The organism is Novosphingopyxis baekryungensis DSM 16222, from assembly GCF_000420305.1.
Classification (GTDB): Bacteria; Pseudomonadota; Alphaproteobacteria; order Sphingomonadales; family Sphingomonadaceae; genus Novosphingopyxis; species Novosphingopyxis baekryungensis.
In genome coordinates, this window is the sequence record NZ_ATUR01000002.1 from 732,544 (window position 1) to 745,639 (window position 13,096).

13 protein-coding genes, 1 tRNA gene and 1 pseudogene are annotated in these 13,096 nt (G+C 60.5%); 8 read left to right on the forward strand and 7 right to left on the reverse strand.

Annotated features, from left to right (window positions below):
* Positions 1 to 31 precede the first annotated feature (31 nt).
* The 3 genes from G410_RS15475 to G410_RS0103650 form a co-directional block, all read right to left on the reverse strand.
* On the reverse strand, positions 32 to 742 hold the full coding sequence (locus G410_RS15475) for a CPBP family intramembrane glutamic endopeptidase (RefSeq protein WP_022672305.1): 711 nt from the start codon (positions 740 to 742) through the stop codon (positions 32 to 34).
* 206 nt (positions 743 to 948) lie between these two features.
* A complete protein-coding gene (locus tag G410_RS0103645; protein WP_022672306.1) occupies positions 949 to 1,542 on the reverse strand; it encodes a hypothetical protein in 594 nt (197 codons plus the stop codon).
* Entirely contained in the window at positions 1,539 to 1,907 is a 369-nt protein-coding gene (locus G410_RS0103650; protein ID WP_022672307.1) for a PadR family transcriptional regulator, read from the reverse strand. The genes G410_RS0103645 and G410_RS0103650 overlap by 4 nt, the downstream gene beginning before the upstream one ends.
* A gap of 191 nt (positions 1,908 to 2,098) precedes the next feature.
* Between G410_RS0103650 and G410_RS0103655 the strand changes: the two genes are divergently transcribed.
* Positions 2,099 to 3,472, forward strand: coding sequence for an IS1182 family transposase (locus G410_RS0103655; protein ID WP_022672308.1), 1,374 nt, complete (start codon positions 2,099 to 2,101; stop codon positions 3,470 to 3,472).
* A 242-nt stretch (positions 3,473 to 3,714) separates the two neighbouring features.
* Positions 3,715 to 4,152 (forward strand): hypothetical protein, encoded by a 438-nt coding sequence (locus tag G410_RS17265; RefSeq protein WP_022672309.1) that lies wholly within the window; start codon positions 3,715 to 3,717, stop codon positions 4,150 to 4,152.
* A 107-nt stretch (positions 4,153 to 4,259) separates the two neighbouring features.
* Here the strand turns inward: G410_RS17265 and G410_RS0103665 are convergent, their stop codons facing one another.
* Positions 4,260 to 4,904 (reverse strand): GcrA family cell cycle regulator, encoded by a 645-nt coding sequence (locus G410_RS0103665; RefSeq protein WP_022672310.1) that lies wholly within the window; start codon positions 4,902 to 4,904, stop codon positions 4,260 to 4,262.
* An 82-nt stretch (positions 4,905 to 4,986) separates the two neighbouring features.
* Between G410_RS0103665 and G410_RS0103670 the strand changes: the two genes are divergently transcribed.
* The gene (locus tag G410_RS0103670; protein WP_022672311.1) at positions 4,987 to 5,829 is read left to right on the forward strand and encodes an ABC transporter permease; all 843 of its coding nucleotides are present in this window, start codon (positions 4,987 to 4,989) and stop codon (positions 5,827 to 5,829) included.
* A gap of 18 nt (positions 5,830 to 5,847) precedes the next feature.
* Here G410_RS0103670 and hspQ read toward each other — a convergent pair whose 3' ends face one another.
* Positions 5,848 to 6,189, reverse strand: a complete 342-nt coding sequence (hspQ, locus tag G410_RS15485) for a heat shock protein HspQ (RefSeq protein ID WP_245559285.1) — start codon at positions 6,187 to 6,189, stop codon at positions 5,848 to 5,850.
* 136 nt (positions 6,190 to 6,325) lie between these two features.
* On the opposite strand from hspQ, the gene G410_RS0103680 reads away from it, so the two are divergent.
* Positions 6,326 to 6,415, forward strand: a tRNA-Ser gene (locus G410_RS0103680).
* 156 nt (positions 6,416 to 6,571) lie between these two features.
* Positions 6,572 to 6,853: an Arm DNA-binding domain-containing protein gene (locus G410_RS18435; RefSeq protein ID WP_022672312.1), complete on the forward strand. Its 282-nt coding sequence runs from the start codon at positions 6,572 to 6,574 to the stop codon at positions 6,851 to 6,853.
* On the opposite strand, the gene G410_RS17625 is transcribed toward G410_RS18435, so the two are convergent.
* Both G410_RS17625 and G410_RS17630 read right to left on the reverse strand, forming a co-directional pair.
* On the reverse strand, positions 6,846 to 7,943 hold the full coding sequence (locus G410_RS17625; RefSeq protein WP_084488898.1) for an acyltransferase family protein: 1,098 nt from the start codon (positions 7,941 to 7,943) through the stop codon (positions 6,846 to 6,848). The two genes, G410_RS18435 and G410_RS17625, sit on opposite strands and share 8 nt — an antisense overlap.
* Positions 7,944 to 8,092: 149 nt before the next feature.
* Positions 8,093 to 8,696: pseudogene (locus G410_RS17630) on the reverse strand (integrase core domain-containing protein); the annotation flags it as partial.
* 233 nt (positions 8,697 to 8,929) lie between these two features.
* Here G410_RS17630 and G410_RS0103705 point away from each other — a divergent pair.
* The 3 genes from G410_RS0103705 to G410_RS0103715 all read left to right on the forward strand — a co-directional run bounded on the left by G410_RS0103705 (position 8,930) and on the right by G410_RS0103715 (position 13,015).
* Positions 8,930 to 10,483 carry an alpha-N-arabinofuranosidase gene (locus G410_RS0103705; RefSeq protein ID WP_022672314.1) on the forward strand — a complete coding sequence of 518 codons (1,554 nt, stop codon included), beginning with the start codon at positions 8,930 to 8,932 and terminating at the stop codon, positions 10,481 to 10,483.
* A 92-nt stretch (positions 10,484 to 10,575) separates the two neighbouring features.
* Positions 10,576 to 11,535 carry an arabinan endo-1,5-alpha-L-arabinosidase gene (locus tag G410_RS0103710; RefSeq protein ID WP_342662448.1) on the forward strand — a complete coding sequence of 320 codons (960 nt, stop codon included), beginning with the start codon at positions 10,576 to 10,578 and terminating at the stop codon, positions 11,533 to 11,535.
* Positions 11,536 to 11,590: 55 nt separating this feature from the next.
* Entirely contained in the window at positions 11,591 to 13,015 is a 1,425-nt protein-coding gene (locus G410_RS0103715; RefSeq protein ID WP_028971026.1) for a glycoside hydrolase family 43 protein, read from the forward strand.
* Positions 13,016 to 13,096 lie beyond the last annotated feature (81 nt).

Here is a 13,096-nt window from a genome sequence, read left to right on the forward strand (position 1 = left end):
GTGAAAGCGTCCATTGCTGGGGAGGTAGAGCTCAGCGGCGCTGACGGATCTCTGGGATCAGATGGAGGACCACCGCCGCAACCCAGATTGCCAAGGTAAAATGCAGCAAGTTTGCCTTAGCAGAAAAGCCCCCGTCCCACAGCTGCGCGCTGAAGGCGGTGGTGCCGAGGGCGTTGATCAGGCCGTGCATCCACACTGCCGCCAGCGTGCTTCGGCGCGCCAGCAACCAGATCCGGGTCATCAGCAGCGAAAGGCCCATCACTGTCACCGTATAGGCGGGAAGGTAGATGGCGAAGCTCAGGCCGTCGCGCCATGCGGGAATCAGTGCCATGATCGGCAGATGCCAGGCCGACCAGATCACCCCAAGCAGGAGCGAAGCCGGCACTTCGCCGAGCCGGTCGAGCAGGCGCGGCAGCAGATAGCCGCGCCACCCGCCTTCCTCGCCCAGCGGACCGGCGCCGAGCACGGCGGTGACCACGCCGTTGAGCACCACTGCTAGGAACAGGGTGAGATAGGACATGACCGGGGGGACCCCTTCCATTGGCACCGGCCTGTAGCCAAGCGCCGCGGTCAGGCCGAGCACGGCCAGCGGCAACGGCAACGCAATTGCCGCGACACCCAGCCAGCCCATGCGCCAGCGCAGGAAGCCAGCCGCCCATTCACGCAGCCTTCCTTCGCGCGCGCTGAGCACCGCGCCGGCTAGGCCCGGGCCGAAGGAGCCTGCATAAAGCGCGATGATCATCGGCGTGGCAGTCAGCGAATCCGGCTGTCCGGCAGCCCACCAGCCAGATGGTCCAGCTGAAACCGAAAGCGAGTGCGAGGAAAGCCGGAACGGTGGATGCCCGCGCAGCAGAATTCGGGCGCGCTTCGGCGGCCCCGGAACCGAGGATAGTCATGACAGTCCTTTCTTGTATTACAAGGTAATGGGGTAAATTTTTTCGGAGGATATTACGTCGGCGGCAGGCTGCGCCGCAGCAACCGCGTAAGGAGAACATAGAGCAGCGCACAGAGCGCCAATGTCAGTGGCACCGACCATAGGCCGAGCAAGTCTTCCCCGCCGCCCGTGGACACCATACCGAAGGTCAGCGAACCGTTCGCCCCGCGGATCAGGCCGACATGATCGCCGAAGAATGGTTTGAGTACGGTCATGGCCGCAAAGATCACGAGCAGCAGATAGCCTAGGGCGAACAGTCCTGCGCGCCCGGCACGACCCGAGCCGGAGCGGATCGCGTGATAAAGTCCGCGTGAGATGAGCGGCGCTGAATAGCGCGCGGCGCCGCGCTCAATCAGTCCGTCGGCCAGCAATGGACGCAGGAAATCCTCCGGACGGCCGAGCCGCTGAATGGCGCGCTGCAAACGCGCTGCCTCCGAGCCGGCATCCTCGCTGGCGAAACTGTCCGCCAGATGCATGCGCAAATCGTCCGCCAGCTCCGCCGCGTCTGGCCCGATCAGCGCCACCATCCGGTCTATCTCGGAGACATAGCCGGTCCAAAGGGCGCGGGCGTCTGCTTGTGTGAAAGCGGGCGCGAAAGAGGTGCTCATTGATCGGTCTCCGGTGCGGTCAGCGCATCGACCGATGCAACCAGTTTAGCCCAGCCCGTGGTCATCGCTTCGAGCATGCGGCGACCATACGGCGTGACCGAGTAATATTTGCGCGGTGCCCCGCCATCTCCCTGCGCCAGTCGCGACTGGATCAGATCTTCTTTCGCCAGGCGCAATAGCAGCGGGTAGATAGTGCCCTCCGACAGTTCGAGCGAGGAGCGCTTGGCAATGCCGGAGATGAGTTCGAAACCGTATTTCTCATGTTCGCGAAGCGCCAACAGTATGACCATTTCGAGCACGCCCTTGCGCAGCTGGGTTTCCCAGCGCGCCACCGAATTATCAAGTCGGGTCTGTGCCTGCGTCATGATAACCTTGTATAACCATTATACTTGCATTGCAAGGGTACTGGTTATTCGCCTGATACGAATGGCAGCTTCCGATGTGATGCTCGAAAACTCTGTACGTCCGGAATTGGGCGTATTCTGTTGAAAAACTCCCGCTTGCGATCGGCGTGAAGTCCTGATTCAGTCATCCGCAGGCAAGCGGAGACGTGACGATGATGGGCGAGCGGACGGTGATGCAGGAGGCGCTGTTTTACAGCTTCCGCATCGAGGATCACGTGCCGGGCGATCACCTGCTGCGTTCGATTGATCGGTTCGTCGATCTGTCCTGCATCCGCGAGCACCTGAAGCCGTTCTACAGCGCGATGGGGCGGCCATCGATCGATCCCGAGCTGATGATCCGGATGCTGATCATCGGCTATTGCATGGGCATCCGGTCCGAGCGGCGGCTGTGCGAGGAGGTCCACCTGAACCTCGCCTATCGCTGGTTCTGCCGGCTCGACCTGGATGGCGCGGTGCCCGACCATTCGACCTTCTCGAAGAACCGGCACGGGCGGTTCCGCGACAGCGATCTCTTGCGCAAGCTGTTCGAGCTGACCGTCGAGCGCTGCATGGCCGAGGGACTGGTGGGCGCCGAGGGCTTCGCGGTCGATGCCAGTCTGATCCGCGCCGACGTCCACCGCCAGCGTTCGGTGCCGGGCGAGGAAGGTCTTCCGTCCGAAGCCACCGGTCGCGCGGTTGCCGAGTATCTCGACGTGCTCGACGATGCGGCGTTCGGCGGATCGACCCCGGTCACGCCCAAGCGGATCAACCTGACCGATCCCGCTGCACGCTGGACCGCGGCCACGCGTGAGCGGGCCTTCTACGCCTACAGCACCAATTACCTGATCGATCTCGACCACGCGGTCATCGTCGACGTCGAGGCGACAACCGCGATCCGTCAGGCCGAAGTGTTGGCGCAGCGCCGGATGATCGAGCGGACGCAGGAACACTTCGGGCTGTGGCCCGAGAAGCTCGTGGCTGATACCGCCTATGGCTCTGCGCCGAACCTGGCCTGGCTGGTCGAGGATCGGGGCATCGAGCCGCATATCCCGGTGTTCGACAAGTCCGCGCGGCGCGATGATACTTTCGAGCGATCGGCGTTCACCTTCGACCATGACGACGACAGCTACATCTGCCCCGGTGGCAATCGCCTGCGCCCATCGAACCGCAACTTCAGCACGCCGCGTCCCCGCGCCAACGCCGATGGCTTCATCCGTTATCGTGCGCGCGAGAAGGACTGCGGCGCCTGCAATCTGAAGGAACGTTGCACGCCGAAGCTTGCCGCGCGCAAGATCATGCGGTCGGTCCACGAGGCCGCCCGCGACCTGGCCCGCAATATCTCCACCAGCGATGCCTATCTCGTCTCACGACGCCAGCGGAAGAAGGTCGAGATGCTGTTCGCACATCTCAAACGCATCCTGAAACTGGACCGCTTGCGCCTGCGCGGTCCCAACGGAGCCAAAGACGAGTTCCACCTCGCCGCCGCAGCCCAAAACCTCCGCAAGCTCGCCAAGGTGAAGCCGGTCACAAGCCTCGCACCCGCCTGAACGCGAGGGGGAGGCTGCTCGCCCGCTGTCAGCCACGAGCCACACCGAGCTCCGGCAGCGACTTCTTCAACAGAATAGGGCGCAAAGCGGTCTCGACAAGAACCAGGTGCGACGCTGAATTGCTAAGTCGCGGTTCTGAGGGATATCTGTTTCTAGCATCTCAGAATGTCCAAGTCGCAAGGCAGAATGCATTCTCCATAACCCACTGTCCTACATCGGGCCGCTTCGGCATAGGCTGGTGGATGACAGACCCATCAGCACCCCCCTCCGCCCCGATCGACTTCACTCCTGCCGCCATCCGCACGCGCCGTGATGGCTGGACGCCGGAGCGGCAGCGGGCGTTTATTGCGGCGCTTGCGCTGCGGCCATCGGTGACCGCTGCGGCGGCCAGCGTCGGGCTCAGCGCGCGTTCGGCCTATAAGCTGCGCCAGAAGGTGGGGGCGGAAGGGTTTGCGGCGGCCTGGGACCGGGCGATCGAGGCGGCCTTTGCGGGCCGCATCGCGGCCGCGGCGGCGGCTGTGCCGGATATAGTAGGCGGCTCTACCGTGCCCTATTTCTATGGCGGACGGCAGCGCGGGGAATTTCAGTCGCTCGATAATGGCCGTCTGATCGCGCGGCTGCGCAATCTGGAACGGCAGCAATCGGCGCGCCTCGGTTCATCGATGAAAAGTAACGGTTGAACGGAATTCTGGCGGAACGGGGTGTGCCGAGTGCGAACTTCCAGCCGAACGAAAAAGGGCGCATCCAGCTGGACGCGCCCCCGATCTTCAATTCGGTCTGTTGCAACTCAGCGCACGCGTGGGCCGCCGAAAGGCAAGGGCGGCGGGGGACGGCGCGATCCGCGGGGCAGCTGTGCCTGATAGGCCCGGCCGCAATGTTCGACGCAATAGGGGAAGCCCGGGTTCACGTCCTGTCCGCAGAAATGGAAGTCGGCCTCGCCGGGATGGCCCATCGGCCAGCGGCAGACGCGCTCGTTCAGCTCCAGCAGACTGGTCTTGTCGGCAATCTCCGGGCTCGGCTTGGCGGGCACCAGACGGCGCGGCGGGGCCGGGGGGATCGGCGGCTGCTGATCGCCGGGGCCCTGGCGCATGAAGCCGCCGGGGCCGATCGAAACGATCTTCTGCTGCGGCTTGGCTTCTGCGGCTGCCGCTTCAGGCGCGGGTTCGTCCGGCGTGATCGCGGGGGCCGGCTCGGCAGCCTTGGGTTCGGGCGCGGCAGGTTTGCTGTCCGGCGCGGCCTTCTTCTCCGGCTCGGCCGCTTTCGACTCGCTGGATTTGACCGGGGAGGGGCGTGCCTTCAGGCCCAGCCGGTGCGCCTTGCCAATCACGGCATTGCGGCTCACCTCGCCCAGTTCCTCGGCGATCTGGCTGGCGGTAAGGCCTTTTTCCCAAAGGCTCTTGAGCAGGTCGATCCGTTCGTCGGTCCAGGCCATGACTGTCTTTCTTAGCTGTAATCGATCGCCGCGCGTGCACGGCAGTTGCGACATGAAGCGGCACTCGTTAGGCGATTGCACCATGTCCTCAAAGAGCGAATTTAGGGAACAGGCCGGTCCGGCGCAACCGGGCTTCGGCGTGGCGACCATATCCGGCGTGAATTGGGCGGGGCTGCGAACGCTCTATATCAAGGAAGTGCGCCGCTTCATGCGGGTGCAATTGCAGACGGTGTGGGCGCCGGGCATCACCACCTTGCTCTATCTCATCATCTTCACCGTGGCACTGGCGCGCGGCGGGCGCACTGCGCTGGGCGTGCCGTTCGTGGACTTTCTGGCGCCCGGCCTCATCGTCATGGGCATGCTGCAGAACAGTTTCGCCAATGCCAGCTTCTCGCTGCTGGTGGGCAAGATTCAGGGGACGATCGTCGATTATCTCCTGCCGCCGCTGAGCTATGCCGAGCTGATGTTCGCGCTGATCGCCGGATCGGTGACGCGCGCCTGCGCCGTGGGCGGGGCGGTGTGGCTGGCCATGGCGCTTTGGCCCGGCGTCTCGGTCGATCTCGCCAAACCCTGGGCGGTGATCTGGTTCGGCCTGAACGGCGCGACCTTTTTGGCGATCCTCGGCCTGTTCACGTCGATCTGGGCCGAGAAGTTCGATCATGCGGCCGCGGTGACCAATTTCGTGATCGCCCCGCTCGCGCTGTTGTCCGGCACCTTTTATTCGGTGGAACGTCTGGCCCCGACATTTCAGGCGGTGAGCCATGCCAACCCATTTTTCTACATCATCTCCGGCTTTCGCTACGGCTTTCTCGGCGTGGCCGATTCGCCCGTCATGATCGGTGCGGTGGTCGTGCTGGCGCTCAATCTTGTGTTCGGTACGGGCGTCTATCTGCTGCTGCGCTCGGGCTGGAAAATCCGCAGCTGACCGGACTGAAGCGTCCGATCAGTTACGGCGATGGGCGGGCAGGGCGTATTTCTCGCCCGACCAGGCGGCAAAATACTGGCCGACCTCGGGATGATCGACAGGGCCGCCGTCATGATCGTCCAGCAGATTGCCCTGGCTGACATAAGCGATGTAGCTGGAATCCTCGTTTTCGGCGAACAGGTGGTAGAAGGGCTGATCGCGCGCCGGTCTCAGCTTTTCGGGAATGGCCTCGTACCAATCCTCGCTGTTGGAAAACTCGGCATCGACATCGAATATGACGCCGCGAAAGTCGAGAAACCGGTGGCGCACGACATCGCCGATGCCGAACCGCGCCTTGGGGAAAGAGATATTGCTGTTCATATGGCCTGTCATATCGGTGAAACGCGCGAGAAATTCAACTGATCCGCTTGGCAAGTTGGATCGAACGCGTTAGGAGCCGCGCCTTGCCGAACGGTGGCGGGCCTTGTGCCCTTGACCAATGCCCCGTTCGCCTTGCGGAGAGGTGCCGGAGTGGTCGAACGGGGCAGTCTCGAAAACTGTTGTGCTCTTACGGGTACCGTGGGTTCGAATCCCACCCTCTCCGCCATTTATGCTTCCAGCCCGATCCGTGGTCATCCATAATACCCCGAAAAGCTTGCCGAATCTCTGGTTTTTCGTTTTTTTCCGTTCACCGAATTCCACGCCGAGCCAACGCAAATGGGGGTATTCTGGGGGTACAGGAAGCGGCAGATGGGCGTATTGGATGCTGACGGACAAACAGGTGCGGACGGCAAAGCCGAAGCCGAAATCCTACAAGATTACGGACCGAAACAGCCTGTTCCTTCATGTAAGCACCAAGGGCCATAGAACCTTCCGATACAAATACCGATTCGACGGGAAGGAGCAGTTGCTTGTCATCGGCGCTTCACTGGATGTCAGTCTTGCGCAGGCGCGCGGGACCGTTGAAAGTGCGCGCAAGTCAAAAGCATTCTTGAAACAGAAGTCGGGTGGTTGGGAATCCCTTCTGTCAACACGGCCTAGGTAGGCAAATTTGGAGGGCGCGCGCCTAAAAGCTTGTTGGAAATATTATGTCCGTACCGAATCAGTGGAAGTTCTAAAAAATTATAGGAGATGACTGCAATGGGAATGAACATGAGAGACGTTAACACTGGATAATCTGCATACAAGCCAGATGCTCCAGTTGAACGCCCTCCCCAATCGTTCGGAGCAAGACTGAGTTGCTGCCAAAGATAAAGACTATAGGAAATCAAGCCAACTTTGACCAAAACCTTATTGCTCAGAAATATTCTAAACCGCGAGCAGGATTGGTTATAAAGCGTTCCAAAAAGAATAAAAGAAACCAATATAGGTTGTAAGATAAAAACTAAATTAGAAATCATTGGAACGGGAAAAGTCAGAGGTTTAACCAATAAGATAACGGCCATCACAGCTACTATTCCCTTTGAAGAAAGTCGAGTGATTAGTTCTTTGAGGCTGTTGATTAGCGCAACCGCTGCGCCGATTGCGATATGGGCAAAAGGCAATAATATATCGAGCCAAGCAGAGCCAATGATTAGTGCCGTGGCAATTATTGCAATCCCGGTTTTGCGTCTCGTGCCTAACAGCGCAAACAATATCGGCCAACATAAGTAAAACTGCTCTTCTACGCTCAGGCTCCACGTATGTGCTAACCACCAAGAGCAAGAGAAGCCAGATACGTTGCAGATGTATAAGCTACTTCTTACAAAAGCTTCCGGCTTGGCTACAAGTGGTCCCCAAACTGTCAGGCAAAGCACGGCTATGATATACACATAGAATGCTGGCGAAATCCGAAATATTCTTCTGACGTAGAAGGCTTTAAAGCTAATTTTTCCCCGCTTGCGCTCTTCCGAAAATAGAAGGCTTGTTATGAGATAGCCGCTTATAACGAAAAAAAACTCTACGCCAACTTCGCCCAAACTGCCTGCGACACGTAACAGGAGGTTTAAAAAAAGATCTGCTGGGCTGTGCAATACATTTTTGATCGGCTCAACGTCTACACCGATCCGATAGCCTATTGCATGGCCGACCAGGACGAGAATGACGCTTACGCCCCGCCATCCGTCTATGATCTGGTTCCGACTACTGCTGGCCATCTGACATTAATCCAACAAGAGTTCGTGCAGGGCGAGTTCGGGAGTGCGATGTTTGGCCCAAAATCATGGAGCATCAATTATCGCAATTTGCCACAGAAAATGTGGTATTTGGACTGCTGAGACTTCGAGCTTTGCTTCAGCTGTGATTGGAGCCGGGCCGCGTTGTTGCGCATGAGCACGGTTGAAGCAATATGCTGCATAGCGAAGCCCGTAGGGCGTGGTATGAAGCAGCCCATTGCTTTTACATCGGAACGTCGAACGCAGCCGGTGCCCTGTAACCACGGAATGAGTGTAGCCAGAAGTGGCTGTAGTCATCGACCAGGCTAGCGATCTTGACTCGCGCGTAAGCCATGCTGAGGCACTGCGCCTCATTGAGAAAGTCGTGGAGCATCCGCCAATTAAAGCTGTCGCAGAAACCGCTCTGCATCGGCTTGCCTGGCGCGAGTTGATGTCATTCCACACCCATCTCCCCGCATCATGCCAGTACCTTGTTGCTGGTGAGCTCGGCGTCGTTATCGCTGACAATTATTCCCGCCTTGCTGCGCTGGACGAATGCCTGGCCCAGTTTCTCGCGAAGCTCGCCCTCAAGCGCCGGGCCTTGGACATCTCTAAATCGCCATACTTCGACGTTCAGTTGTAGGTCATCGCTTCCGATACGCCGTGCCGACGAGCGAGGTCATCGATCCTCGCGACCGCTCCAGCCTCATTCAACACGCCGATGATCTGCTCCTTTGTAAACCTCGTTCTCTTCATCCTATCCGTCCTTATGTCAGGGCCGGACTTTAATTGCTCGTTGATAAAAGTCAGGGGGTCACGTCATGATCAATCACCCGATGAATTTTCGTATGATAGCGCTCCTCTTATGACGTCTCCTCTCTGCAATCAGTAATTGCTCAAGCCGAAAAACTTATATATGTCGGACTTAATAAAGTCGGACCTCGTCGTGGGATCCAGGCATCGGGAGAGAGAGAATGTTTCGTCGAGCCATGCACCGCAGCGCCTTGGCTGTCTTGCTCAGCGCATCGATGCTGTCGAGCACCGCGCAAGCCGATACCGGCGGCAAGCCGACCAGCGCTACCATCCAGGCTGATCAACCTGGTCCGGTTTATCACAAAGAGATGTTTACCCAGTTCGCCGAGCATCTGGGCACAGGAATCTATGGTGGTCTGTGGGTCGGTGAGGACAGTCCGATCCCCAATACCCACGGTTTTCGCAACGATGTGGTCAGCGCATTGCGCGATCTGTCCGTACCGGTGATCCGCTGGCCAGGGGGCTGTTTTGCGGACGAATATCACTGGCGCGAAGGCATCGGCCCGCGCAGTGAGCGGCCGGTCAAGATCAACACGCACTGGGGCGGTGTGACCGAACCCAATACGGTTGGCACACATGAGTTTTTCGAATTGGTCCGTCAAATAGGTGCGAAGGCCTATGTCGCCGGCAATGTCGGCGATGGCTCGCCGCGGGAGATGGCGGAGTGGGTGGAGTATATCACGTCGCCCGCTGGCAGCCTGGCCGAAGAGCGCGCCGAAAATGGCCATCCCGAACCTTGGGACATGCCGTATTTCGGGGTCGGTAACGAGCTTTGGGGCTGCGGCGGCAACATGCGGGCCGAATATGCGGCGGACCTGACGCGGCGTTATTCGACGTTCATAAAGGCGCCCGACGGCACCAAGGTGCTGAAAATCGCCGCCGGTGCGAATGTCGATGATTATAATTGGACTGAAACGATGATGCGCGTTGCGGCCGCGCAGCTCGACGGCGTGTCACTGCATTATTATGTGCTGCCCGACGGGGGCTGGCCGCCGCATGCACCGGCCACCGGTTTCGACGAGACGGCCTGGGCGGACACGCTGCAGCAGGCCTGGCGCATGGACGAGCTCGTGACCAAGCACAGCGCGATCATGGACAAATATGATCCGGAAAGGCGCCTGTTTCTCGCCGTTGACGAATGGGGTGCCTGGTATGCCCAGGATGAGGGCACCACGCCCGGCTTCCTGCGTCAGCAAAACACGCTGCGCGACGCGCTGATCGCGGCGATCAATCTCAATATCTTCGCCAAGCATGCGGACCGGGTGCGGATGAGCGCCATCGCGCAGATGGTGAACGTGCTGCAGGCCATGATCCTGACCGATGGAGACAAGATGGTGCTGACGCCCACCTATCATGTGTTCGAGATGTACAAGCCTTGGCAGGACGCCACGGTGCTGCCGATCACCATCGACACGCCGACATACAGCAAGGGCGCATTCGCTTTGCCCGCCGTCAGCGGATCGGCGGTGCGGGGCAGGGATGGTAAAATCCATGTCGGTCTGGCCAATGCGGACCCCACGCAGGCCAACCGCGTCACGATCGCGCTGGACGGCGCGGCCGCACGTAGCGTGACCGGGCGGGTCATCACGGCGCAGGCCATGGACGCGCATAACAGTTTCGATGCGCCGCAGACGGTCGGGCCAGCAGTCTTCAACGGCGCCAGCATGCAGGGCGGCAAGCTTATGGTGACATTGCCGGCCAAATCGGTCGTCGTTCTGGAACTCCAGTGACTGCCGCCGCCGGAAATCGCGCCACCTCGCCTTGGCGCACGATGGTAGCGGCCTGCTGCGCATTGATCGGGCTCGGCATGCCATGCACGGCCATGGCGCAACCGGATGCCGCGCCAACATCGCTGAATGCGCGGCTGACCGGTGCAATCGTGCCGACGCATGATCCGGTGCTGATTCGTGAAGGTGACACCTATTATCTGTTCGCCACCGGTGGCCAGTATATCCAGGCCAAGACATCGACGGACCTGATCGCGTGGAAGGATGCCGGTTCGGTTTTGGATAAGATCCCCGACTGGGCGCTTGAAGCGGTGCCGGGTACCAAGGGCATCTGGGCCCCCGATATCTCCTATGTCGATGGGCAATATCGGCTCTATTATTCCATCTCGACCTTCGGTTCCAATCGATCGGCGATCGGCCTTGCCACCAGCCCGACGCTGGACCGGAGTGCGCCCGATTATGCGTGGACCGATCAGGGGCTTGTCGTGCAGTCGGTGCCCGGCGATGATTTCAACGCGATCGACCCCAATCTGGTGATCGATGCCGAGGGCGGGCAGTGGCTCTCGCTCGGCAGTTTCTGGACTGGCATCAAGCTGTTCCGTCTGGACCCGGCCACGGGCAAACCGTCGCCCGGCGCCACCCCATATGCGATCGCGCGGCGTCCCGCCCCCAATGGCGGACCCGCCCCGGTCGAGGCCCCGTTCATTTTCAGGCACGGCGGTGATTACTGGCTGCTCGTGTCATATGACTATTGCTGCAAAGGCGTGAACAGCACCTATTATACGGTGGTGGCGCGCGCCAAGGATGTCACCGGGCCCTATCTGGGCCGGGACGGCAGCGCGATGATGGAGGGCGGCGGCACCATATTGCTACGCGCCGATCTGCAAGAGCAGGAACGCTTTCGCGGCCCGGGCCACCCTGGCGTTTTTACCGATCAGGATGGCACCACCTATGTCGTCTACCACGCCTATGACCGGGAAAAGGATGGCGCGCCCACCCTGCGGATCGCGCCGCTGCGCTGGGATGAGGACGGCTGGCCGGTCGCCATGCCGTGACCAGAGCCATGCTGGCGAACGGCGCTGGAACTGATCGAGCATAAGGAGAGAGATGATGAGCTTCACCCTGACCCGGCGCGCTTTCGCGGCTGGTGCCGTCGGCCTTCCGATCGCGCTAAATGGATGGGCTGGATCGGCGCTTAGCGCCAAGGCTGCCCCCGGCTTGGCAGGGCTGAACAATCCGCTGATCAAGAACCGCGCGGATGCGCAAATCTTCCGGCATGGCGATGGCAGCTATTATATGACCGGGTCTGTGCCCGAATATGACCGGCTGATCCTGCGGCGCGCGCGCGCCATCGCCGGACTTGCCGACGCCGAAGAGCGCGTCCTGTGGCGACATGAGGCCAGCGGGCCGCTGGGCGGATTCATCTGGGCGCCAGAACTGCATGAAATCGATGGCCGCTGGTACGTCTATTTCGCGGCGGGCCCCAGCGGCGGCGGCGATGATGTGTTTCGCATCCGCACCTATGTCGCTGTGTGCGACGGTTCTGATCCGATGTCTGGCACCTGGTCTATCCTCGGCGAATTTCAGACGCCGTGGGACAGTTTCAATCTCGACTCCACGCTCTTCACGCATCGCGGGAAACGCTATTTCGTATGGGCACAGCGCGAACCGGATATCGAGACCAATTCGAATCTCTACATCGCGCCGCTTGCCACGCCGCTGACCCTGGGGGCCAAGGCGGCGCGTCTGACGGTGCCGACACTCGATTGGGAGGTGCGCGGATACAAGGTGAACGAGGCTGCTGCCGTGCTGGAGAAAAACGGGCGGCTCTTCATGACCTATTCGGCCAGCGCGACCGATGACCGCTATTGCCTCGGCTTGCTGACCGCCGATGCGGACGCGGATATCATGGACCCCCATGCCTGGACCAAATCCGGCGAGCCGGTGTTTCAGAGCAGCGTCGCCACATCCGTATACGGCCCCGGCCATAACAGTTTTACCGTGGATGAGCAGGGCCGCGACATTCTGGTCTATCATGGGCGGGACTATAAGGAGATCGAAGGCGATCCGCTGTTCAATCCGGATCGGCACACGCGCGTACAGCGGCTGTATTTCAAGCCGGATGGCACGCCCGATTTCGGTGTGCCGGTCGGCAACGGTCCGCTGCCCGAGCGGTTCTCGCCGGTCGGCGCGCCGGAACGCTATCTCGCGCATCAAGCCGAGCAACCGGTCGTCGCATCGCTGCCATTGGCCCAGACACAATATCGGTCCGTCGCGCATGAGGATGGCACGGTCAGCCTGTCGCCAATCCTGCGGCGGGATCACTGTCTCGGATTGAGCAGCGACGGCAAGATCACGCTCACGGCTTCCACCAATCGCGCTGCGATGCTGCGGTTTCGCCGACATGCTGGCAGTGATGGCTCCACGATAACATTGGCCTTGGCGAACGCGCCGAACAAGGCGCTGGCGTTTGCGGATGGCGCGCTGAAGATTGGTCAGGCTAATGATCGGTCTGCTTCATGGCGTGTGGATTGATCAAACGGGCTATGGGGGCGGAATCGGCATCGCGCGGGCGAATTCAGAGCAAATAGCGTGGTAAATTCGCCACGATCGACC

Excerpts from the sequence above, each read along its gene's own strand:
- G410_RS15475 (WP_022672305.1), bottom strand. The coding sequence starts at position 742 with ATGATCATCGCGCTTTATGCAGGCTCCTTCGGCCCGGGCCTAGCCGGC.
- G410_RS18435 (WP_022672312.1), top strand. The coding sequence starts at position 6,572 with ATGCTGACGGACAAACAGGTGCGGACGGCAAAGCCGAAGCCGAAATCC.
- G410_RS0103655 (WP_022672308.1), top strand. The coding sequence starts at position 2,099 with ATGATGGGCGAGCGGACGGTGATGCAGGAGGCGCTGTTTTACAGCTTC.
- G410_RS0103645 (WP_022672306.1), bottom strand. The coding sequence starts at position 1,542 with ATGAGCACCTCTTTCGCGCCCGCTTTCACACAAGCAGACGCCCGCGCC.
- G410_RS17625 (WP_084488898.1), bottom strand. The coding sequence starts at position 7,943 with ATGGCCAGCAGTAGTCGGAACCAGATCATAGACGGATGGCGGGGCGTA.
- G410_RS0103650 (WP_022672307.1), bottom strand. The coding sequence starts at position 1,907 with ATGACGCAGGCACAGACCCGACTTGATAATTCGGTGGCGCGCTGGGAA.
- G410_RS17265 (WP_022672309.1), top strand. The coding sequence starts at position 3,715 with ATGACAGACCCATCAGCACCCCCCTCCGCCCCGATCGACTTCACTCCT.
- G410_RS0103710 (WP_342662448.1), top strand. The coding sequence starts at position 10,576 with ATGGCGCAACCGGATGCCGCGCCAACATCGCTGAATGCGCGGCTGACC.
- G410_RS0103705 (WP_022672314.1), top strand. The coding sequence starts at position 8,930 with ATGCACCGCAGCGCCTTGGCTGTCTTGCTCAGCGCATCGATGCTGTCG.
- G410_RS0103665 (WP_022672310.1), bottom strand. The coding sequence starts at position 4,904 with ATGGCCTGGACCGACGAACGGATCGACCTGCTCAAGAGCCTTTGGGAA.
- G410_RS0103670 (WP_022672311.1), top strand. The coding sequence starts at position 4,987 with ATGTCCTCAAAGAGCGAATTTAGGGAACAGGCCGGTCCGGCGCAACCG.
- G410_RS0103715 (WP_028971026.1), top strand. The coding sequence starts at position 11,591 with ATGAGCTTCACCCTGACCCGGCGCGCTTTCGCGGCTGGTGCCGTCGGC.
- hspQ (WP_245559285.1), bottom strand. The coding sequence starts at position 6,189 with ATGAACAGCAATATCTCTTTCCCCAAGGCGCGGTTCGGCATCGGCGAT.